This is a genomic window from Arthrobacter burdickii, from assembly GCF_030433645.1.
Taxonomy (GTDB): Bacteria; Actinomycetota; Actinomycetes; order Actinomycetales; family Micrococcaceae; genus Arthrobacter_D; species Arthrobacter_D burdickii.
Genome location: NZ_JAROCG010000001.1, coordinates 2,478,843 through 2,500,225 on the forward strand (window position 1 = coordinate 2,478,843; position 21,383 = coordinate 2,500,225).

Here is a 21,383-nt window from a genome sequence, read left to right on the forward strand (position 1 = left end):
GAGCTAGGAGAAACACTATGAGCACATCGACCACCGAAACAGGGTCCCTCCAGGAGTCCTCGGAACTTCCCGTGCACGAGGTCAACCTGTCCGATGTCGCAGCCGGCAAGGTGCGCAGCCTCCTCGAGCAGGAAGGACGCACCGACCTCCGTCTGCGCGTCGCGGTCCAGCCGGGCGGCTGCTCCGGGCTGATCTACCAGCTGTACTTCGACGAGCGCGTCCTCGACGGCGATGCGGTGCGGGACTTCGACGGAGTCGAGGTCATCGTGGACAAGATGAGCGTCCCCTACCTGTCCGGTGCGTCCATCGACTTCGAGGACACCATCTCGAAGCAGGGATTCACCATCGACAACCCGAATGCAGGCGGATCCTGCGCCTGTGGGGACTCCTTCCACTAACACGTCGCAGGGGCCCGGAACATCACCGATGAGGTGTGTTCCGGGCCTTTTGCATGTCACCAGATCGCCGGCCGTACAGGTAAGCTCTACAGTGAGTAGTAAAACTGGATGTGCTCCCCGGGCAGCTTCATGGGCGGGTGGCAACGCACGTAGAAAAGGAAGGTCCGTCTGTGAGTTCGCAGGACCGAACCGGTAGCAAGCGCGTCAGGATCGCGAAGATCTCCAGCATCTCGCTGGCTGGCGCCCTCCTACTGACCGGCTGTTCGGCACAAGCCCAGAATGGCTGGCTCCCGGCTGACCGGGACAACACCAATCACACCGGGATCATCACCGATCTGTGGGTCAATTCGTGGATCGCGGCGCTGGTCGTCGGCATCATCACGTGGGGCCTGATCATCTGGTGCATGGTTGCCTACCGCCGCCGGAAGAACGACACCGGCTACCCGCGGCAGATGAGCTACAACCTGCCGCTCGAGATCTTCTATTTGACGATCCCGCTGTTCATGGTGCTCGTGTTCTTCTACTTCACCGAGCGCGACATCAACACGATCGACGCCCGCGTCGAGGACCCCGATGTCATCGTGGACGTCCGTGGCAAGCAGTGGGCGTGGGATTTCAACTACGTCACCGAGGACAAGTACTCCACGGGAGAGCAGGCCCACCTCACGGGGGAGCCGGGCCGGGTCGATGACCTGCCGACCCTGTACCTGCCCGTGAACCGGAGTGTCGAGCTCCAGCTCAACGCCCGCGACGTGCAGCACTCGTTCTTCGTCCCGGCGTTCCTGCAGAAGCGGGACCTCTACCCGGGGCGCACCAACTACATCAACCTCACCCCTACCAAGGAGGGGACCTTCGCGGGCAAGTGCGCCGAGCTGTGCGGTCAGTACCACTCGGAGATGCTCTTCAACGTCAAGGTCGTCTCGCAGGCGGAATTCGACGCGCAGATGGCGCAGCTGGAAGACGGTCAGCTCGGTGACGAGTACGACCGCGACTCCTACCCAGAGGATGATCCCGATACCGACCCAGCCAGGAGCAGCAGCTGATGTCCACCTTCGAATACACCCTTGAGGAAGCCGGCACCATAGCCGCTCCGCGTGTTGTTCCCCGGTCCAAGGGACGCATCGTCGTCAACTGGATCACGACGACGGACCACAAGACCATCGGGTACATGTACCTGATCGCCTCGTTCGTCTTCTTCTGCTTCGCCGGCGTGATGGCGCTGATCATCCGCGCCGAGCTCTTCGAGCCCGGGATGCAGGTCCTGCAGACGAAGGAGCAGTACAACCAGCTGTTCACGATGCACGGCACAGTGATGCTCCTGATGTTCGCGACACCGCTGTTCGCCGGCTTCACCAACGTCATCATGCCGCTGCAGATCGGGGCGCCCGACGTCGCCTTCCCGCGGCTGAACGCCCTGGCCTTCTGGTTCTTCCTCTTCGGCAGCACCATCGCGGTCTCCGGATTCATCACCCCCCAGGGTGCGGCCTCGTTCGGCTGGTTCGCGTACGCCCCGCTCTCGAGCACCACCTTCTCGCCGGGCATCGGCGGGGACCTGTGGGTCTTCGGCCTCGCACTGTCCGGCTTCGGCACCATCCTCGGTGGCGTCAACTTCGTCACGACGATCATCTGCATGCGTGCTCCAGGCCTGACCATGTGGCGGATGCCGATCTTCACCTGGAACGCCCTCATCACCTCGATCCTGGTGCTGATGGCCTTCCCACCGTTCGCCGCAGCCCTGTTCGCACTCGGTGCCGACCGCCGCTTCGGTGCCCACATCTTCGACCCGGAAGCCGGCGGTGCCATCCTGTGGCAGCACCTCTTCTGGTTCTTCGGCCACCCCGAGGTGTACATCATCGCGCTGCCGTTCTTCGGCATCGTCTCCGAGATCTTCCCCGTCTTCAGCCGCAAGCCGATCTTCGGCTACAAGGGCCTCGTCTACGCGACGATCTCGATCGCCGCCCTCTCCGTGACGGTGTGGGCGCACCACATGTACGTCACCGGCGCGGTCCTGCTGCCGTTCTTCGCCTTCATGACGATGCTCATCGCCGTGCCGACGGGCGTGAAGTTCTTCAACTGGATCGGCACCATGTGGCGCGGGTCCCTGACCTTCGAGACCCCGATGCTGTGGAGCATCGGCTTCCTCGTCACCTTCCTCTTCGGCGGTCTGACCGGCATCATCCTGGCGTCGCCGCCGCTGGACTTCCACGTCTCGGACACCTACTTCGTGGTGGCCCACTTCCACTACGTGGTCTTCGGCACTGTCGTGTTCGCGATGTTCGCCGGGTTCTACTTCTGGTGGCCCAAGTTCACCGGCAAGATGCTGAACGAGCGCCTCGGCAAGATCCACTTCTGGATGCTGTTCCTCGGCTTCCACGCCACGTTCCTGATCCAGCACTGGCTCGGTGTGGAGGGCATGCCCCGCCGCTACGCCGACTACCTGCCGGAGGACGGCTTCACGGCGATGAACCAGTTCTCGACCATCGGGTCCTTCGTCCTCGGAGCCTCGCTGATCCCGTTCTTCTGGAACGTCTACATCACGTGGCGCAGCGGCAAGAAGGTAGAGGTGGACGATCCCTGGGGCTTCGGAGCCTCGCTGGAGTGGGCGACGTCGTGCCCGCCCCCACGCCACAACTTCACCTCGCTCCCGCGCATCCGCTCGGAGCGCCCGGCCCTGGACCTGCACCACCCCGAGCTGCAGCAGACCCACACGCCCGATGACAACGCCGCGGGCCAGATCCTGGGCTCCGCCGCCCGGAAGGACGCGAACGTATGAGGATCGAGACCAAGCTCTTCGTCTACATGACGCCGTTCTTCCTGCTGGTGGGAACCGTGTACGGCTTCCTCGTGGAATGGTCGGAGCCCGTAGGATTCCTCGCGCTCTACCTCACGGCAGGCCTGTCGGGGATGATCGGGTTCTACCTCGCCTTCACCGGCAAGCGCGTGGGCCTGCGCCCCGAGGACCGTCTGGACGCCGAGATCCACGAGGGTTCCGGTGAGCAGGGCCAGTTCAGCCCCTGGAGCTGGTGGCCCCTGGTCCTCGGGCTCGCCGCCGCGACCGGTTTCCTCGGTATCGCGATCGGGTTCTGGATCATGTACATCGGGATGGGGCTGGCCGTGATCGCCCTGGTCGGCTGGGTCTTCGAGTACAGCCGTGGGTACCACGCCCACTAGGCCTGTCCAACCTGTACGACCCGTCCGAAGGGAGCCCGTCGCGTGCGGGCTCCCTTCCGTTTAAGTACAGTCGATAGTGCTGCCGCCGGGGCGGCCTGAGGATCGGGGGGGGACGGACAACATGGCGGTGCTGCCGAGGCCCTTCAACGCCGAGCCGCTCGACGCAGCGTCCGGGGCGCCCAAGCATGTCCAGCTGCGCGAGAGCCTGCGGCGCTACGTGCGGCAGTTCGGGGAACCCGGGGAGGGCATTCCGTCCGAGCGTCAGCTCAGCGAATACTTCGGCGTGGCACGCATGACGGTACGCCAGGCCATCGACGCTCTGGTCGCGGAGGAAGTCCTCGAGCGCATCGTCGGCCTGGGGACCTTCGTGGCACGCAGCAAGATGGATCTGCACATGAAGATGACCTCCTACTCGGAGGAGATGATCCGTCGAGGCATGGTGCCCGACGCCAGGGTGCTGAGCTTCGAGCAGCAGGGCGCCACGCCACTCGTGGCGAGGGAGCTACAGATCGAGATCGGGCAGCCGGTCGTGCGGTTCCGCCGGCAGCTGCTCGCCGACGGGGAGCCCATGAGCGTCGACGAGAACTTCATCCCCGCGCACCGCGTCAAGGGCATCCTCGATGATCCGCCGCCGACGTCGCTGTACCACGTGCTCAGCGAGAAGTACGGCCTGGTGATGGAGTGGGGCGAGGACACCATCGAGGCGACCGCTGCGTCGCCGGCGATCGCGCGGCTGCTCAACGTGGAGATGAACGCGCCGCTGCTGAAGATCCAGCGCCATGCCTACGTCGCGCGCGCCATGATCGACTACTCGGTCTCGTACTACCGGGCGGACCGCTACAAGCTCTGGGTGCCCCTGCAGCGGCCGGGTGTGCGTACGCCGCGGGCCTACACCTCGAAGCGCCTCGGGTAGCACCCGGCCACTGCGTGGCCGCGCAGGGGACTCAGCGGCACACGGTGGTCCGAGCGGACCCAGGGGGCACTTCGTGGCCGCGCAGGGGACTCAGGGGCACTTCGTGGCCGCGCAGGGGACCAGCCGGACTCCAGGGGGCACACGGTGGCCCGAGGACGGCTCAGCGCCCCGCGACGAAGACCGCGAAGGCCGCGCCGATGACGGCACCGAGGAGGCAGCCGGCCCAGACCTGCCCCGGGCTGTGCGCGCGGAGCCGTACCCGTGACCATCCCACCGCCGGGGGTACGAGGAGGAGCGGTGCGGCCTTCGGGCCGAAGAGCGCCACGATCCCGACGACGAAGAACACGGCGACCGCGGAGTGGGCGGACAGCTTCCACCAGAGGTTCACGACGAGGACGACGACCACGCCCCCGACTGTGCACAGGACGGTGCCGGTGACCGCCCAGGGCGCGTGCAGGAGAGTGAGGAGCAGGAGTCCCACACCGATGGACACGAGCGTCGCAGCGAGCACCGGGCCCCGCTGACGGCGATCACTGATGTGGTGGTCCACCAGGTGGCCGCTGTGCACGAGGAGCAGCACCCCCGCGAAGGGGAGTGCCGCGGTGAAGACCACCGCGATGGCGCCGGGGAGTATCCCGCCGGGTCCGCCCGCCGACCGAACCGCGGCGACCAGGAGGAAGGCCGACACGAGGATGGCCGGAGCGAAGACCTCGCTGATCGCAGCAGCAAGGGAACGGCCGGCCGATCTCTCTCGTGCGGTGCCTGAAGCGGTCACGGATGACCTTTCCGGAAGGTGGGGGACGTGGGGACCCGGGGCGGCGGCAGGGGGCTGGAGACGGCGAAAGGGCCCGGACTCAGGAGTCCGGGCCCTTTCGGCGAGCAGCCTAGTGGCTTGCGATCGACTCGCGATCCTTCGCACCGGCAACCTCGTCGTGGTGGTCGCCGTGTGACGCCGCCAGTTCCTTCGGCGTGACCGGTGCGACCCGGTCCTCGAAGAAGAAGCGGGACGCCCGACCGTGGACCTTGTCGAGCAGGCTGACCTTGCCGTTCGCGTCCGCGGTGGGCACCATGACCTCGGGCGAATCGAAGCTGACCAGCTTGTATCGCTTGTAGTCGTCGACCGGCTCGTGGACCTCGATGAACTCGCCGTGCGGCAGCCGCACGATACGTCCGGTTTCGCGGCCGTGGAGGGCGATCTCGCGGTCCTTGCGCTGCAGGGCCAGCGCGATGCGGCGCGTGACCATGAAGGCGATGACCGGACCGAAGAACACCAGGAAGCGCAGCCAGTAGGTCACGTCGTTCAGCGACACCAGGAAGTGGGTGGCGATGAGGTCGGAGCTGGCAGCAGCCCACAGGACGCAGTAGAACACGACGCCTGCGACGCCGACGGCGGTGCGGGTAGGAGCGTTGCGCGGGCGGTTGAGCAGGTGGTGCTCGCGCTTGTCCTTGGTCACCCACGCCTCGATCCAGGGCCAGGTGAACATGAGGGCGAAGACGATGGTCGCGGGGACCAGGGCGGGGACCAGCACGTTCAGCGAGAGCGCGTTCACTCCCCAGGGGAACGGGATCATGAACTCGAAGTCGAAGTTACCGATCGTGCCCGGCATGAGGCGCAGGGCGCCGTCGACCCAGCCGATGTACCAGTCGGGCTGCGTTCCGGCCGACACGGGGGAGGGGTCGTACGGGCCGTAGTTCCAGATCGGGTTGATCGTGAACGCTGCGGCGATCGCGGCCAGCACGCCGAACACGATGAAGAAGAATCCGCCGGCCTTCGCTGCGTAGACCGGACCGACGGGGTAGCCGACCACGTTCGTGTTGGTCCGGCCCGGGCCAGGGAACTGCGCGTGCTTGTGGAGCACGACCATGAACAGGTGGACGCCGATCATGAGCAGGATCACGGCCGGGATCAGCAGGATGTGGAGAACGTAGAGGCGTCCGATGATCATCGTGCCGGGGAACTCCCCGCCGAAGAGGAAGAAGCTCAGGTAGGTGCCGACCACGGGGAGCGCCTTCATGACGCCGTCGATGATGCGCAGGCCGTTGCCCGACAGGAGGTCGTCGGGGAGCGAGTAGCCGGTGAAGCCGGCCGCCAGGCTCAGGATGACCAGGGTGCAACCGACGACCCAGTTGAATTCACGGGGACGGCGGAACGCGCCGGTGAAGAAGACGCGGAGCATGTGCACGGCCACGGAGGCCGCGAAGAGCAGAGCCGCCCAGTGGTGGATCTGCCGCATGAACAGGCCGCCGCGGATGTCGAACGAGATGTCGAGGGACGAGGCATAGGCCACGGACATCTCGACGCCGCGCAGGGGAAGGTAGCTGCCCTCGTAGTGCGTCTCGGCCATCGACGGGTCGTAGAAGAAGGTGAGGAAGGTACCGGTGAGCAGCAGGATGATGAAGGTGTACAGGGCCACCTCACCGAACATGAACGTCCAGTGGTCCGGGAAGATCTTCCGGCCGAACTCCTTGACGATCCCCGAGCCGCCGACCCGGGAGTCGACATAGTCGGTGACCTTTCCTACGCGCGTCTTCGGCACGTAACTTTGCGTCGCAGTTGAGCTGCTCATGGTCAGCCTCGCTCCCAGAAACTAGGTCCTACGGGTTCTTGGAAATCGCTTGACGCGACGAGGTAGCCCTCGTCGTCGACTTCGATGGGTAGCTGTGGCAGCGGACGCGCAGCCGGCCCAAAAATCACCTTGCACTCTTGCTCGAGGTCGAAGGTGGATTGGTGGCAGGGGCACAGCAGGTGGTGTGTCTGCTGTTCGTACAGTGCTACCGGGCAGCCGACGTGCGTGCAGATTTTGGAATACGCAACGATTCCGTCGTAGCCCCAGTTCTCCCGGCCGGGAGAGGGGTTGAGCTCCTCGGGGTCCAGGCGCATCAGCAGGACGACTGCCTTCGCCTTCTCCTCGAGCTTGTTCTCGATCTCGTTGAGGCCTTCGGGAATGACGTGGAACGCCGATCCGATGGTCACGTCCGAGGCACGGATGGGTGTACCGCTCGGGTCACGGGTCAGGCGGACGCCGGTGTCCCACATGGTCTGCTTCAGGGAGTTACCCGGCAGCGGACCGAGGTCGCGGAAGATCGCGATCGCCGGCAGGGGAGCCAGCAGCGCCGCTCCGAGGAGCGTGTTGCGGATCAGCGGGCGGCGCTTGATGCCGGACTCGTCGAGGACGTCGTTGACGATCTTCTCCGCGTCCTGGCGGTCCCTCTCCGGGCGGATCTCGTGGCGGCTCTCCGTGATCTCGTGGTCCGGCATGAGCGTCTTCGCCCAGTGCACGATACCGACGCCGATACCCAGCATCGAGAAGGCGGTGCCAAGGCCGAGCATCAGGTTCTGGAGGCGCAGGCGCTCCACCGACTGGTCGAGCGGGACGAAGAAGTAGCCGGCGAAGAAGAGCAGGGTACCGAGAACCGAGATGAAGAACAGCAGGGCGACCTGGCGTTCGGCGCGCTTCTCCGCGCGTCGGTCACGATCCGCGAGGCGCGGCCGGTGGGGCGGGAGACCCGGGTTCTCGAACTCGTCGAGTTCCCGGCCCGGCGTAGCGACGGTGACCGAGGTTCCCGGAGCGCCGTTACTGGAGTCGGCCATGATCACTCTCATCCTTCTTTAGGTGCTGCATTCGCAGGTCTGTCATTGATTCGTTCTCGAGGCGTGCGCGGATGGTCAGGAGGACCTTGACGTGAGCCACACGGTGAAGGCGATGACGACGCCCAGCCCGGCAACCCAGATGAAGAGCCCTTCGGAGACCGGACCGAGCGAACCGAGGTCCGCTCCACCCGGCGAGCCCTGCTCCTTGATGGTGTCGAGGAAGGCGATGATGTCCTGCTTGTCCTCCGGCGAGATGTTCGCGTCGTTGAAGACGGGCATGTTCTGCGGACCGGTAACCATGGCCTCGTAGATGTGCCGCTCGCTCGTGTCGTCGATGGACGGAGCGAATTTGCCCTGGGTCAGCGCGCCGCCGGCCGCTGCCGCGTTGTGGCACATGGCGCAGTTCACGCGGAAGAGCTCACCGCCGTTGGAGGCGTCACCTTCGGAGGGGTCCAGGATCTCCTCGGACGGGATGGACGGACCTGCGCCGAGCGACGCCACGTAGGCGGCCAGCTGCCCGATCTGCTCGTCGGTGAACTGGACCGGCTTGGCCTGCGCCTGGGGGCCGTCCATCTGCATGGGCATGCGGCCGGTGCCGACCTGGAAGTCGACGGACGCGGCTCCCACGCCGATGAGCGACGGTGCCGCATTGGAGCCCGTGGCACCCAGCCCGTGGCAGGAAGCGCAGTTGGCCGAGAAGAGCTTGCTGCCCTCTTCGACGTCGTCGGCCGTGAATGTGGTGGTCTGGGCCTGTGCCTGGTTGGCGGTGCTGGCGGCGGCGTAGATCCCGCCGGTGACGAGGAGTGCCATCAGGAGCAGCGCGAACGCTGCTAGGGGATGACGCCGCCTCTGGGAGAGTGCCTTCACGGAATGCTTCCTGCCTTTTGTGGTACCAGAGCTGCTGGACTTCTTCATTGAATTCTACCTCTAGTAGAAGAGTCTGGGGGAGGTAGTTACTGAAGGAAGTAGATGATGATGAACAGGCCGATCCAGACCACATCGACGAAGTGCCAGTAGTACGACACCACGATGGCGGAGGTGGCTTCGAAGTGGCCGAAGCGGCGGGCGATGAACGCGCGGCCGATGATGAAGAGGAAGGCGATGAGACCGCCGATCACGTGGATCCCGTGGAAGCCCGTGGTCATGTAGAACGCCGACCCGAAGGGGTTGGACGACAGCGCGACGCCTTCGGAGACCAGCTCTGCGTACTCGTAGGCCTGCACCGAGACGAAGATCGCGCCCATGATGAACGTCAGCAGGAACCACTCGACCATGCCCCAGCGGGCGAAGGAGAAGAGTCCGCCCGTCCTGCGCGGCTGCAGGCGCTCGGCGGCGAAGACGCCGAACTGGCAGCTGAAGGAGCTCGACACCAGGACGATGGTGTTGATGAGGGCGAACGGGACGTTCAGCTTCTCGGTCTCCGTGGCCCACAGTTCGCTGGAGGTGGAGCGCAGGGTGAAGTACATGGCAAAGAGGCCGGCGAAGAACATCAACTCGCTGGACAGCCACACCACGGTTCCTACGGAGACCATGTTGGGACGGTTGAGCGCGGGATGCGGGGCGGCACTGGGGGCTTGGGTCGCAGATGTCACGATCTCATTATGTCCCCAAGATCATTCCGATCACCAACGCGAAACGGCGCCCCGAAGCCTCCTGCGAAGGGGTGGGGAGCCCTAACGCCCGGTATTCCGCGGAAGTTCCCCGTGATGACTTTCTACAATTCGTAGATAATCTTGGACGGTGAGCCTGACAACAAGCCCTCCCGCGGCGCAACCCACCTGGCCGTCGATCTTCTCGTCCCTTCTGGCGGGCCTCGATCTGAGCACCGGGCAGAGCCGCTGGGCGATGGACACGATCATGGCGGGGGAGGCGAGTCATGCCCAGATCGCCGGCTTCCTCATCGCCCTTCGGGCGAAGGGCGAGTCCGTGGACGAGCTCGTCGGCCTCGTGGAGGCGATGCTCGGCCGGGCGCACCGGATCCAGGTGGCCGGCCCCACCCTGGACATCGTCGGCACCGGCGGTGACGGGCTGAACACCCTCAACATCTCGACGATGTCCTCGCTCGTGGCCGTAGGAGCCGGGGCGAAGGTTGTCAAGCACGGGAACCGGGGGGCGTCCTCGGCCTCGGGTGCGGCGGACGTGATCGAGGAACTGGGTGTGCGGCTCGATCTCGCACCGGCCGACGTCGCCCGGACCGCCGAGCAGGCCGGCATCACGTTCTGCTTCGCGCAGGTCTTCCACCCGTCCATGAAGCACGTAGCCGTGCCCCGGCGGGAGCTCGGGGTTCCCACGGCGTTCAACTTCCTCGGCCCGCTGAGCAATCCGGCAGGGGTCTCCGCCCAGGCGCTCGGGTGCGCCGATGCCCGGATGGCTCCGCTGATGGCCGGGGTGCTCGCGGCGCGGGGCATCCGCGCGCTGGTGTTCCGGGGCGACGACGGCCGGGACAAGCTGACGACGAGCGGGTCGTCCACGGTGTGGGAGGTCCGGAACGGAGAGGTCCAGGCGCACGAGGTGCACCCGGGGGACTTCGGGCTCGACGTCGTCCCCGTCGATGCGCTGCGCGGCACCGACGCGAGCGGCAACGCGGACGTGGTCCGCGCGGTTCTCGGCGGGCAGGCCGGCCCGGTGCGGGACGCCGTCATCCTGAACGCAGCGGCGGGCCTGGTGGCGCTGGACGAGACCGCCGACGGCGGCCTCGTCGACCGGATCCGTACGGCGATGGAGCGGGCGCGCACGTCGATCGATTCCGGCGCCGCCGCAGGAGTGCTCGAGCGGTGGGTCGAGGTCAGCCGGTCCTCCTGACCACCCGGCTCGTTGTCCCGCCGGCTCGGCCGGCCGACACGGGATCCTTCCGCGGCGTCGTCGCCCGGTTCGCCCGGGGAGTTCCGGGCAGCGCCCGCAGTGTCAGCTGTCGAAGCCCAGGGTGAACGCGGCGTCGAGGTCGTGCTGGGAGTAGGAACGGAAGGCGATCTGCGTCGTCGTCGAGCGGACGCCGTCGACCTTGGAAAGGCGGTCGGCGATGACGTCCGCGAGGTCCTCATGGCGGCTCACGCGCGCGATGGCGATCAGGTCCCATTCACCGGTGACGGAGTAGACCTCGCTGATGCCCTCGATCTCCGAGATGGCCTGGGCGCTCTCGGGAATGCGCGACGCGTCGGTCTGGATGAGGACGAATGCGGTGATCATGGCGTGCCTTTCAGGAGGGGGCGGGGACTCGGATCTACGCTACCGGTTTCCGCGGCGTCGCCTGATCCAGCGCACGACGGCGCGGGGCAGGAGGAGGAACGCGCCGAGGACGAGCAGGGTGACGACCTGGAAGCTCAGGGCCACCCCGCCGCCGGACAGTGCCCGCAGCGCGAGGCCGCCGATGACGGTGCCCAGCCACAGGACCAGCCCGGTGGGCCGCAGGGCGGCGGGGGAGCGCCAGGCCCGGACCGCGAGGGCCGACAGCGCATACGCGACGAGGAACGGCCAGGCCGTCTCCAGGACACCGGCCACGGTAACGCCGTGCTCGTGGGTGCGGCGCCCCGAAGCGGCGAAGGCGAGGATCAGGACGACGTCGGCGGCTCCCCAGGCGGCAGGTACGGCACGGGAACGCTCCCGTACCTGCTCGACCGGAGGAGGGACAGGGTCGGGGCGGGGCATGGAACCAGCGTAGTGGTTGTCGCCGTCCTGCCCGTGGACTAGATTCGGGCACCAGCCGGCGCTCCAGCGCGGCACGAGCAAAGGACACCTCCGATGGGATCGATAACCCCGTGCCTCTGGTTCGACAGCCAGGCCGAGGAAGCCGCTCAGCTGTACACATCGGTCGTGAGGAACTCCCGCATCGTCGACGTCTCCCGCGCCGGGCAGGGACCGGATGATCCGGCGCTGACGGTGTCGTTCGACCTGGACGGCCAATCGTTCGTCGCCCTGAACGGGGGCCCCGAGTTTTCCTTCACGGAAGCGGTGTCCTTCCAGATCGCCTGCGCGGACCAGGCGGAGGTCGACCACTACTGGACCGCGCTGACCGAGGGCGGCGAGGAGAGCCGGTGCGGCTGGCTTAAGGACCGGTTCGGACTCTCGTGGCAGATTGTTCCGACCGTGCTGCCCGGACTGATCGGAGGCGAGGACGCCGCGGGCGCCCAGCGCGCCCTCGAGGCCATGCTGGGCATGCGGAAGCTGGACATCGCAGCCCTTGAAGCCGCCTATCGGGGCGACTGATCTATCGTCCGGCCTCATCCCGCGGGTCCAGCAGCGGTTCGAGCAGTGCGGCCCGGAGTTCGGGCCTGAGGCCGACCTCGTCGTCGACGTCCGACCCCAGCGCCTGGAGCGTCCGGCTGAGGTAATTGCGCGCAGCCGCGGCAAGGACGATCTGCACGATCTCCTCGTCGCTGAATCCTTCGTTGCGGAGCACCTGTGTGTCCGCATCGGTCATCGAGGAGGAGTTCCTGCTGAGTTTCTCCGCGAACGCCATCATCGCGACGTCGGACGACGGCAGCCCGGCGGTGCGGTAGTCGCGGGCGATCCCTATCAGCTGCGCCTCGTCGATCAGCCCGAGGGACTTCCGGCCGTGGGCGAGACGGCAGTGGGGGGAACCGATGCCGAGTGCGGCGGCAAGTGTCACCAGCTCGTAGCGGCGCTTGTCCATGGGCCCGGCGATAGCGCCGATCAGCTGCTCCCAGGCGTCATACGCCTCCGGATGCAGTGCCAGCACGCGGGTATGCGGCGCAACGTAGCCGAATGCCGCGATGTCCTTCCGGTAGATCTCTGCCACTGTTCCGGACGCGTCCTGGGGATCGATGGTGGGGATGATCATGGCGTGCCACCTTCCGCGGGGACCTCCAGTATGTGCCTCCGCACCGGAGGAGGACACTGCCTCCCGGCACAGCCTGCGCACAGCATCGCGAAAGGTGGGCCACAAGCGCGGCAGTGACAGTGGTCCTGGGCCGTGTGGGCCCATCACTGCAACCGCTCGAGACGAGCGGAAGATCGAGGAGACGAAATGATTCAGCGTAGGAAGATCGCATTGGGCGTCAGCGCTGCTGCCCTCGTGGCCGGAGCGAGCCTCGGAGTCACCGGTATGGCCTCTGCGGCAACGACGGCGACGCCCGAGCCGACGGCCAGCGCGTCGGCCACTCCGGGTGACGAGAACCACGACGGCGGCTTCGGTCGCCACGGCCGCGGCGGAGTCGATACGGCAAGCCTCGCCGAGAAGCTCGGGGTGGAGGAAACGGCGGTCAGCGACGCGCTGGAGGCCATTCGGGACGAGGCACGGTCCGGGAAAGACGACGGTACCAGGCCTGATCGGGAGGCGATGCAGGCCGCTCTGGCTGCTTCGCTCGCGGAGGCACTGGGACTGGACGAGTCCACGGTGCAGACCGCCCTGGATGACCTTCGCACCGAGCAGCAGGAGGAACGGGCCGCTGCCCTTCAGGACCGTCTCGATGCCGCAGTCACGGACGGGTCCCTCACCCGGGCGGAGGCGGACGGTGCGGCCAAGGCCGTGGAACTCGGCATCATCGGCGGACACCGGTAAGCGGAACACCATCGGCTGGTCCTGGAGAGCCCCGCTTCGGACAGCCCGTTGCGCACGGCGCCGCCCTGCCCCTGGTCGGCGCCGTGCGCACAGGCCCGGTTCCTCGGCAGCCCTGCTGCTGCGGAACCGGGTTGTCCGCATTGCTCCTCCCTGCGGCAGCCCGGCGACGTACTCTTTCCTCAGTCGGCGGGAAGCGCAGACCAGCGACCCCGCCCTTGTCGAGAAGCACACGAGGAGCAGCCATGACGACCCTGCAGAACCGCCCCAGGACAGCGTTGCTCGTCATCGACGTGCAGAACGGTGTCGTCGCCGATGCCTATGACCGCGACGCGGTCGTCGCGAACATCGATGTGCTGGTCGCGAAGGCACGCACCGCAGGTGTCCCGGTGGTGTGGGTGCAGCACTCGGATGCCGACCTCGAGGTGGGTTCGGATTCCTGGGAACTGGTCCCCGAACTCGAGCGACTCCCGTCCGAACCGCTCGTGCACAAGAGCTATGGGGACTCGTTCGAGGGAACCGACCTCGAGGATGTCCTCGCAGCGGCAGGCGTCGGTCGGCTGGTGGTATCGGGTGCTCAGACCGACGCGTGCATCCGCTCGACCATCCATGGGGCGTTCGTGCGGGGGTACGACGTGACGCTGGTCGGTGACGCCCATACGACCGAGGACCAGAGCGCGTGGGGTGCCCCTTCGCCGGACAAGGTCATCGGTCACACCAATCTGTACTGGCAGTACCAGGCCGCCCCCGGCCGGACCGCCGGTGTCGGCGCGACGGCGGACATCCGTTTTCCGGGCTAGCCGTCCCATCGCCACGTGCGCCCCCGGTCGGGTCAGGGGAGCCGGCTCGGCCTCAGCACGGAGGCGCTGCCGGCCTGCGCGGGGTCCAAGGGGACAGGGCTGACCAGGACCGCCGGTCCGCGGGAGAGGGTCCCGCTGTCGAGTGGGCGGCAGCGCAGCCCGCCCCTGCCCCGCATCGCCTTATGGGCGCCGGGCGCGAGCATCCTATCCATCCAGGCGCAGGGGTGCGCGTGCCGGCCTCCGTGGAATCCCACGCTCCCCGTCCGTGTCTCCAGGACGAAGTCCTGCCCGATGAGGGGCGGAAGCTCTGCGCCGCGCAGGACCAGATTGCGGCGGGGCAGCAGGGGATCGAAGGGATCGGCGCCGAGCTCTGTCGCTATCGCCTCAAGCGACTCGATGGCGAACAGGGTCACCGCGGCATCCATGTGGGCCGCCTTGCCGAAGAAGCGGTCTCCCACGATTCCCTTGCCCGCGACGACCTCGACGCTGTCGGCGTCCGTGGTCACGACGTCCGCCGCACCATCCCGCGCCCGACCGAAGTAGGCGTGCGCCCCCGACACGAGCAGGTGCAGGATCTCCACGTCGTACCGGAAGCCGGGCGTCATGCCCCCACGGTATCCGGTCGTAGCACTCCAGTTCGCCTCGATAGCCCCCGGCACCGGTTCACTCCGGCCGACAGTCCTCCCGAGGACGGAAACGGCCGGAGGTGTCTCGGACAGGTCGTCGGGGTGGACATTCCACCTAGGCGAAGGAGGGGGTCGCGGGCTCGACGCCGCTGGCATCGAGGGTGCCGGCCCCCGGACCGAGGTGGGCGCCGTTGCGGTACCGCGCACCGGGGTGCTGGTCGAACAGCCTCGTGTTCCCCGGGCCGAACAGGCGCTCGCGGAGGGTCGACTCCTCATAGGACGTCCGGTACAGGCCTCGTCGCTGGAGTTCGGGGATGACGAGTTCGATGAAGTCCTCGGCGGTGCCGGGCGTGAGGAACTGCCGTAGGTTGAATCCGTCGAGGTCCGTGCCCTCGACCCACCGCTCGATCTCGTCGGCGACCTCGCCGGGAGTGCCGATGGCGACGAAGGGACCGCGGTCGAACCTCGTGATGCTTTCCAGTGCCTGCCCGACCGTCGTCCCCGGCCGATGGTGCCGGTTGCTGGGCTGCTTGTCCCAGCCGGGGCGGTCTTCCCGCGCGAGGATGTCGTCGATGACCTCGTCCGGCCGGTAGGCAGCGAGGTCGATGCCGTCACCACCGGCGTGCGCGAGGTAGCCCTCGGCACTGGAGAGTCGCCGGTACTCCTCCGCCTTGCGCTGTGCCTCCTTGTGGGTCCTGCCGACGATGACGACGGCCCCGGCGAAAGCCTTGATGTGGCCGGCTTCCCGGCCGTTCTGGACTGCCAGCCTGCGCAGGTCCTGGACGTTCTCGCGGTACGCCGCCGCGTCGCGTCCGCCGACGAAGACGCCCTCGGCGTGCTTGGCCGCGAACGCCTTCCCCGCCGTCGAACTGCCGGCCTGGAACAGGACCGGCGTGCGCTGGAGGGACGGTGCGCTGAGGTGGGGACCGGCGACGGAGAAGTTCGGGCCACGGTGGTTGATGTAGCGGACCTTGGACGGGTCGGTATAGACCCGCCGATCACGGTCCTCGATCACCGCGTCGTCGTCCCAGGACCCTTCCCACAGCTTGTACAGCACATCGAGGTACTCGTCGGCGATGGCGTAGCGCTGGTCGTGCTCCACTTCGTCGGCCAGTCCGAAGTTGCGGGCCGCGTTGGGGAGGTACGACGTGACGATGTTCCAGCCGAACCGGCCCTTGGTGAGGTGGTCCAGCGTCGAGGCCCTGCGGGCGAAGGCGAACGGCGGCTCGTAGGTGGTGGAGAAGGTTGCGGCGAAGCCGAGATGCCTGGTGACCGCAGCCATCGCCGGGATGACCAGCAGGGGGTCGTTGCTCGGGATCTGGACGGCTTCCCGGAGGGCCGTCTCGGGGCCGTTGCGGTAGCCGTCGTAGGTGCCGATCACGTCGGCGAGGAACACGCTGTCGAAGAGCCCTGCCTCGAGCATCCTCGCAGTCTCCGTCCAGAAGTCGAGATCGTTGAAGCGGTGCCGGTTGTTCTCGGGGTGGACCCAGAGGCCGTGGGAGATGTGGCCCACGCAGTTCATCTCGAAGAGGTTGAAGGCGATCTGACGTGTCATGCGTGGACCTGGTCCTTTCGGAAGGCGGGAAAACCGGGGAGTAGGAAGCACAGAATGTCCTGGCGCCTGTGCGCGTCGAAAGCGTCGCCGACCGTGGAGCCGGACGCCTCATGACCAGTACGTCGTTGCGTGAGTCCTGGCACGGCCGGCACACGGTGCGGAAGAGGACCGGACAGCGACAGCAGGATCGGCGTCGTCCGGCAGGTGCCTGCTAGGGAACGGTGCGGTGGGCGGTACAGCTCACGGGATAAGCCTTTCGACGTGCTCTTGCCCACGCCGGACCAGCACTGTCATGCCGAGGCGAAGGCCGCTTCGTCATCCGAACCACCCAGGAACATGGGGTTGGTGCGCGGTCCAGTCGGAGCTTTGCGACCGCATCTCTTGAAGCTGGAACGACTATAGGCGGAGAACGGAGCGGTGGGACCAATGAGAAGCGATGTGACCCGTCGTCGGAGCGGCCGTTCCATGCCGTGAACTCCGCGTCAGCCGATGTCCACCGTGCCGTCCTCACCGATATGCCAGCCCGGATTGTGGGCGATCTCCCAGACGATGCCGTTCGGATCGCGCACGAGTGCGTGGAAGATGCCCCCGAAAGCGCCGTCCCGGGGCTCCTGCAAGATGGTCGCGCCCGCAGCCGCCATCGCCGAGACGAGCTGGTCAACGTCGGCAGGACTGCCGACGTTGTGGGACAGCGTCACCCCGGACGGCGCGGGTCTGGCATCGAGTCCGGCGTCCTGGGCGAACTTGTCATCGAGGAACAGCCCCAGCAGCAGGCCGGGTGCCACCTGGTAGAAGATGATCTCGCCCGGAACATCCAGTGCCGGCGTCCAGCCCAGCGTCCGGTAGAACGACCGTCCCGCATCGAGGTCCCGCGTGGCGACGGTGATGAAGTGCAGCTGTTGGTCCATGGCGAGAGCGTAGCCGCGCGACGGCTGTCCGGTGAGTGTGCGCAGCCATGGACTTCCGCATGCGGTGCGGTTGCCCCTGCGGCCGTTCCAGGCGCGACCGCTCTGCCGCCGGTTGTCCGGCTGCTACTTTGGGCCTAAAAGGAGACCGTCAATGCCGCGCCCCCGATCCACCCTCCTGTCCGTCGAACTGATCGTCGAGGCAGCACTGAAGCTCGTCGACGAGACGGGCGACTTCAGCTTCCCCAGGATCGCCCGCGAGCTCGGCGTCAGTCAGTCCTCGCTCTACAACCGGATCTCCAGCCGCGAACACATCGTGGAACTCCTCCGCGCCCACCTCTTCACCTCGAATCCCACGCCGTCGACCACTGACGCCCCGTGGGACGAGGCGCTGCGCATGCTCATCCGCGGGTATCGCGACTGCTTCGCTCCGCACCCCAGACTGGTACCCCTGCTGGTGACCCAAACGGTGAGGGCGGCCGAGGTGATCGCCATGTACGAGGATCTGACGCTCGCCCTGGAACGGTCCGGCCTCGACGCCGCCGACGTCGCTCCGGCCCTCTCGCTGGTCGACTACTTCGCCCTGGGTGCGGCACTCGACTTCACTGCCCCCGAGGAGGTCTGGGGGCCGGAACCCGAGAAGTACCCGGCCCTGACGAGGGCGGTCCGATCCAGCCCGTCGGCGCCGGAGCGGGTCGAGCGCGCCTTCGAGTTCGGCCTCGAGGCACTGATCGCCGGCATCGCAACACGGGTGAAACACAAAGTTAACTGAAAGGCTTTCAAAAACTATTGCTCGGGGGGCCCCTCGCCCCGATACTAAATGAACGCCGTTCATTTGGAGTGGCGGCCATCACACTCTCAATGAATGGAGCACGCCGTGGGAAGAACGCCTGCACAACCCGACGCCACCGTCAGGGTTCCACTGACGGCCTCCCGGGCCATCTCCACCTTCGGGATCACGGTCGTAGGATTCATGACCGCGAATCTGGTCCCCGTCATGATCGTCGCGCTGGCCGACCTGGGGTTCACCCCGACCGGAGCGGGCACACTCATGACGGCCTGCCTGCTCCTGTCCGCCCTTGCCTGCCTGGCTACCTCCCGTTGGACCGCCCTCGGCGGCCGCTATGTAGTCGCGCGGGCGGGTCTGGCACTCACGGCCCTGGGGTTCGGTGCGGCCGCCCTGGTCGCCGAGCCTACGATCGCCGCGGCCGGGATCATCGTCGGCGGCATCGGCGGTGGCGGCGCAGTCGCTGCAGGCGGAGCCGCCCTTGCTGCGTTGCGTGATCCTGACCGTGCATCGGGTATCAGCGGATTCGCCAACAGGGCCATTGTCGCCGTCGTGCTGTTCATCATCCCCGTCGTCGGCCTGGGCATGGCGAGCGCTTTCGGCATCCTGGCATGCCTGGCGCTTGCGGCGCTCGTGACCACGGGGTGGCTGCCGGATCGTCCGGCCGCCACACCGCACGGCAGCATCGGCCGCTCGGCGTCTCCCGTCGACAGCCCACGAAGCGTGACCATCGCCGGCGTCGTGCTCCTTGCCTGTTTCGCTATGTGGGCACTGGGCGAGGACTCGCTCTGGGCCGTCGCAGCAGTGATGGGGGCAGAGCAAGCCGGGCTCGATGAAGCAGGAATGGGCCTGGTACTGAGCCTTTCGACCCTGGGTGGGCTCCTGGCTTCCGCACTGGTGGGAGTTGCAGGCAAACGACTCGGGCGGACGGTCCCGCTCGCAGTAGCTCTCCTCATCGGTGCGGCGCTGAAGATCGCGTCCGGATTCATCACCGATCCCCAGCTGTACCTGGTGGTGATCATCATCTGGAACACCGTCTACATGGTGGCGTTCCTCTATGTCATCGCTATCGCCGCCGCGCTGGATCCAACAGGCCGCTGGTCGGCTCCCATCCTCGGGGTCTACCTGGTCGGTTCCTCCTTCGCACCCCTCTTCGGCACCGCGGTCTCCTCGGCTCTGGGCTACCCGGCCCTGGGCATCATTCTCGGCTGCATCACCCTGCTGGTCCTGGGTCCCCTGGTAGTCGTCTCGCGCGAGTCCCTGCGCAGGGAAAAACGTCCCGTGCCGGACGCGACGCCGGAGACCGATTTCCCCCACGCAGCCATCGCCTGACAATAGAACGGATTCTCGTGCCACTTCAGCAGACCGCCTATACCAACGCGTCCATCCTTACTCCTCGGGGAGTGATCAAAGGCTCCATCCTCGTCGACGGCACCAGGATCCATGCCGTCCGTCATGATGACGCCGGCCATCAGGGCACTGACCGGGCCGACACGGCGAGAACGCGTGAGGTCGACCTCGGCGGCCGCTTTGTCCTGCCAGGATTCGTCGACGCGCACACCCACCTGCTCATGCTCGGACAGTCCCTGCAGAAAGTGCAGCTCCGCGGAGCCTCGTCGCTGGCGGAGATACAGGAAGCGGTGAAGGACGCGCGACGCCGGAACCCCGGGGCCCCACGCATTCTGGGCGGCGGCTGGCTCTACAGCGCCCTGGACGGCACCGCTCCCGACCGGGCGATGCTCGACGCCGCCGTCGAGGACGTCCCCGTCTACCTTGACGCCAACGACCTGCATTCGGTGTGGGTGAACTCGGCAGCACTGGCAGAGCTCGGCATCACCGCTGACACCGAGGATCCCCATGGAGGATCCATCACGCGGGACCCCGAGACCGGAGAAGCGACAGGGATGCTTCTCGAGACCGCGGCGCAACAGATCGTCTGGCCCGCGCTGGCCCGGCAGGCCACCGACACCGACCGGGATTCCTGGCTCGAGAGCGCGATCAGCCACTATCTTGCCAGCGGAGTCACCAGCGTCGTCGACATGGCCGTGGAGGACAACGACCTCCAGGCTTTCCTTCGCGCAGAAATCCGACACGGGGGAGAGCTGCCCCTCCGGATCAAAGGACACTGGTTCGTCCACCGCCGACCCACCGTCGAGGAGAACCTCCAGCAGGTGCACCGTGCCGTCGAGCTGGCCGCTCAGGTGGACTCGCCGACCCTGAAGATGGCAGGCATCAAACTGGTTCTCGACGGGGTCATCGACAGCTGCACCGCAGCGATGAAGGAACCGTACTTCGATGGAACGAACGGCGACCCTATCTGGGATCGCGAGGCCCTGATCCCCGTCGTCGCGGCAGCAGATGCGGCCGGACTCCAGATCGCCATCCACGCCATCGGCGACGAGGCCTCGGATATTGCACTCGACGCACTGGAAGCGGCCTATGCGATCAACGGGCCCCGCGACCGGCGCCACCGGATAGAACACCTGGAGACCGTCACACCCGAGAACGTGGTCCGGCTGGCCCGGCTCGGCGTCGTCGCCTCGATGCAACCCGTCCATGCCGACCCCGCCATCCAGCACAACTGGCAGGCCATGCTGGGAGATGACCGGACAGACCGCGCCTACCCGTGGGTGGAATTCATCGCCGCCGGGGCTACTCTGGCGCTGAGCACCGATGCGCCGACCGCCCCCCACGAGCCGCTCCCCAACATGTATGTCGCAGCAACCCGCAAGTCCGCGCTGGATCAGTCCCTGCCGGCGAATCTTCCCCGATACGCGCTCGACCTGGAGTCGGCCCTACATCACGCCACCAGGGATGCGGCCTATTCCTGCAGGGCGGAGCGTCAGGAGGGCAGCATAGAGCCCGGCTTCCTTGCGGACTTCGCGGTGCTGGAGGCGGACCCCTTGTCGGAGGATCCGATCGGGCTGCTCAGCAACCAGACCTGCTTGGTGGTTGTGAACGGCGTCCACCGGTACGAGACGCCGAGTGGGCTGTTGTCACGCCGGGAGGAAGCGCATCAGGAACGGATTCGTACGCCGTCGGAATGCTCTCCTTCCTGACGTTGCCGACCGACCTCGGGCCGGCGGGGGAGTAGGGCCTCCGTCGGCCCACGCAGGCGGGC

23 protein-coding genes and 1 riboswitch are annotated in these 21,383 nt (G+C 66.9%); of the genes, 12 read left to right on the top strand and 11 right to left on the bottom strand.

What is annotated here, in order from left to right; all coding sequences use genetic code 11:
* The first annotated feature begins 17 nt into the window (after positions 1–17).
* The 5 genes from P5G52_RS11620 (at position 18) to P5G52_RS11640 (ending at position 4,482) form a co-directional block, all read left to right on the top strand.
* Positions 18–398 (top strand): HesB/IscA family protein, encoded by a 381-nt coding sequence (locus P5G52_RS11620; protein ID WP_301227521.1) that lies wholly within the window; start codon positions 18–20, stop codon positions 396–398.
* 170 nt (positions 399–568) lie between these two features.
* On the top strand, positions 569–1,441 hold the full coding sequence (gene ctaC / locus P5G52_RS11625) for an aa3-type cytochrome oxidase subunit II (protein ID WP_087075708.1): 873 nt from the start codon (positions 569–571) through the stop codon (positions 1,439–1,441).
* Positions 1,441–3,171 carry an aa3-type cytochrome oxidase subunit I gene (gene ctaD / locus P5G52_RS11630; protein ID WP_301227524.1) on the top strand — a complete coding sequence of 577 codons (1,731 nt, stop codon included), beginning with the start codon at positions 1,441–1,443 and terminating at the stop codon, positions 3,169–3,171. Before ctaC ends, ctaD begins: the two co-directional genes overlap by 1 nt.
* Positions 3,168–3,569, top strand: a complete 402-nt coding sequence (locus tag P5G52_RS11635; RefSeq protein WP_301227526.1) for a cytochrome c oxidase subunit 4 — start codon at positions 3,168–3,170, stop codon at positions 3,567–3,569. Before ctaD ends, P5G52_RS11635 begins: the two co-directional genes overlap by 4 nt.
* Before the next feature lie 121 nt (positions 3,570–3,690).
* Positions 3,691–4,482 (top strand): GntR family transcriptional regulator, encoded by a 792-nt coding sequence (locus P5G52_RS11640; protein ID WP_301227528.1) that lies wholly within the window; start codon positions 3,691–3,693, stop codon positions 4,480–4,482.
* A gap of 160 nt (positions 4,483–4,642) precedes the next feature.
* Here the strand turns inward: P5G52_RS11640 and P5G52_RS11645 are convergent, their stop codons facing one another.
* The 5 genes from P5G52_RS11645 to ctaE all read right to left on the bottom strand — a co-directional run bounded on the left by P5G52_RS11645 (position 4,643) and on the right by ctaE (position 9,666).
* A complete protein-coding gene (locus P5G52_RS11645) occupies positions 4,643–5,257 on the bottom strand; it encodes a phosphatase PAP2 family protein (protein WP_301227530.1) in 615 nt (204 codons plus the stop codon).
* 109 nt (positions 5,258–5,366) lie between these two features.
* The gene (qcrB, locus tag P5G52_RS11650; protein ID WP_301227532.1) at positions 5,367–7,049 is read right to left on the bottom strand and encodes a cytochrome bc1 complex cytochrome b subunit; all 1,683 of its coding nucleotides are present in this window, start codon (positions 7,047–7,049) and stop codon (positions 5,367–5,369) included.
* A gap of 2 nt (positions 7,050–7,051) precedes the next feature.
* Positions 7,052–8,074 carry a cytochrome bc1 complex Rieske iron-sulfur subunit gene (gene qcrA, locus P5G52_RS11655; protein WP_301227534.1) on the bottom strand — a complete coding sequence of 341 codons (1,023 nt, stop codon included), beginning with the start codon at positions 8,072–8,074 and terminating at the stop codon, positions 7,052–7,054.
* Positions 8,075–8,149: 75 nt separating this feature from the next.
* Positions 8,150–8,941, bottom strand: coding sequence for a cytochrome bc1 complex diheme cytochrome c subunit (gene qcrC / locus P5G52_RS11660; RefSeq protein WP_087075697.1), 792 nt, complete (start codon positions 8,939–8,941; stop codon positions 8,150–8,152).
* A gap of 86 nt (positions 8,942–9,027) precedes the next feature.
* Positions 9,028–9,666, bottom strand: a complete 639-nt coding sequence (gene ctaE, locus P5G52_RS11665; RefSeq protein WP_301227537.1) for an aa3-type cytochrome oxidase subunit III — start codon at positions 9,664–9,666, stop codon at positions 9,028–9,030.
* 148 nt (positions 9,667–9,814) lie between these two features.
* Between ctaE and trpD the strand changes: the two genes are divergently transcribed.
* On the top strand, positions 9,815–10,876 hold the full coding sequence (gene trpD / locus P5G52_RS11670) for an anthranilate phosphoribosyltransferase (RefSeq protein WP_301227539.1): 1,062 nt from the start codon (positions 9,815–9,817) through the stop codon (positions 10,874–10,876).
* Between the two features lie 102 nt (positions 10,877–10,978).
* Here trpD and P5G52_RS11675 read toward each other — a convergent pair whose 3' ends face one another.
* Together P5G52_RS11675 and P5G52_RS11680 are read right to left on the bottom strand one after the other, a co-directional pair.
* Positions 10,979–11,260 carry an Lrp/AsnC family transcriptional regulator gene (locus tag P5G52_RS11675; RefSeq protein WP_087075693.1) on the bottom strand — a complete coding sequence of 94 codons (282 nt, stop codon included), beginning with the start codon at positions 11,258–11,260 and terminating at the stop codon, positions 10,979–10,981.
* Between the two features lie 39 nt (positions 11,261–11,299).
* Positions 11,300–11,719, bottom strand: a complete 420-nt coding sequence (locus tag P5G52_RS11680) for a DUF3054 domain-containing protein (protein WP_301227541.1) — start codon at positions 11,717–11,719, stop codon at positions 11,300–11,302.
* Between the two features lie 93 nt (positions 11,720–11,812).
* Here P5G52_RS11680 and P5G52_RS11685 point away from each other — a divergent pair, with 93 nt between their 5' ends.
* The gene (locus tag P5G52_RS11685; protein WP_301227543.1) at positions 11,813–12,277 is read left to right on the top strand and encodes a VOC family protein; all 465 of its coding nucleotides are present in this window, start codon (positions 11,813–11,815) and stop codon (positions 12,275–12,277) included.
* A 1-nt stretch (position 12,278) separates the two neighbouring features.
* On the opposite strand, the gene P5G52_RS11690 is transcribed toward P5G52_RS11685, so the two are convergent.
* Positions 12,279–12,872, bottom strand: a complete 594-nt coding sequence (locus P5G52_RS11690; protein ID WP_301227545.1) for a carboxymuconolactone decarboxylase family protein — start codon at positions 12,870–12,872, stop codon at positions 12,279–12,281.
* 186 nt (positions 12,873–13,058) lie between these two features.
* Between P5G52_RS11690 and P5G52_RS11695 the strand changes: the two genes are divergently transcribed.
* Complete coding sequence (locus tag P5G52_RS11695) at positions 13,059–13,592, top strand: hypothetical protein (RefSeq protein WP_301227547.1); 534 nt, start codon at positions 13,059–13,061, stop codon at positions 13,590–13,592.
* A gap of 242 nt (positions 13,593–13,834) precedes the next feature.
* A complete protein-coding gene (locus tag P5G52_RS11700) occupies positions 13,835–14,389 on the top strand; it encodes a cysteine hydrolase family protein (protein ID WP_301227550.1) in 555 nt (184 codons plus the stop codon).
* Between the two features lie 32 nt (positions 14,390–14,421).
* Here the strand turns inward: P5G52_RS11700 and P5G52_RS11705 are convergent, their stop codons facing one another.
* From P5G52_RS11705 to P5G52_RS11715, 3 genes are all read right to left on the bottom strand, one after another.
* On the bottom strand, positions 14,422–14,994 hold the full coding sequence (locus P5G52_RS11705) for an MOSC domain-containing protein (RefSeq protein WP_301227552.1): 573 nt from the start codon (positions 14,992–14,994) through the stop codon (positions 14,422–14,424).
* Between the two features lie 136 nt (positions 14,995–15,130).
* Positions 15,131–16,570 (bottom strand): LLM class flavin-dependent oxidoreductase, encoded by a 1,440-nt coding sequence (locus P5G52_RS11710; RefSeq protein ID WP_301227554.1) that lies wholly within the window; start codon positions 16,568–16,570, stop codon positions 15,131–15,133.
* Between the two features lie 258 nt (positions 16,571–16,828).
* Positions 16,829–16,957: riboswitch (SAM riboswitch) on the bottom strand.
* 95 nt (positions 16,958–17,052) lie between these two features.
* Positions 17,053–17,478: a VOC family protein gene (locus P5G52_RS11715; RefSeq protein ID WP_301227556.1), complete on the bottom strand. Its 426-nt coding sequence runs from the start codon at positions 17,476–17,478 to the stop codon at positions 17,053–17,055.
* Positions 17,479–17,629: 151 nt separating this feature from the next.
* Here P5G52_RS11715 and P5G52_RS11720 point away from each other — a divergent pair, with 151 nt between their 5' ends.
* From P5G52_RS11720 to P5G52_RS11730, 3 genes are all read left to right on the top strand, one after another.
* Positions 17,630–18,247, top strand: coding sequence for a TetR/AcrR family transcriptional regulator (locus P5G52_RS11720; protein ID WP_301227558.1), 618 nt, complete (start codon positions 17,630–17,632; stop codon positions 18,245–18,247).
* Between the two features lie 93 nt (positions 18,248–18,340).
* Positions 18,341–19,594 (top strand): MFS transporter, encoded by a 1,254-nt coding sequence (locus P5G52_RS11725; RefSeq protein WP_301227560.1) that lies wholly within the window; start codon positions 18,341–18,343, stop codon positions 19,592–19,594.
* 17 nt (positions 19,595–19,611) lie between these two features.
* Positions 19,612–21,321: an amidohydrolase gene (locus tag P5G52_RS11730; protein WP_301227562.1), complete on the top strand. Its 1,710-nt coding sequence runs from the start codon at positions 19,612–19,614 to the stop codon at positions 21,319–21,321.
* Positions 21,322–21,383 lie beyond the last annotated feature (62 nt).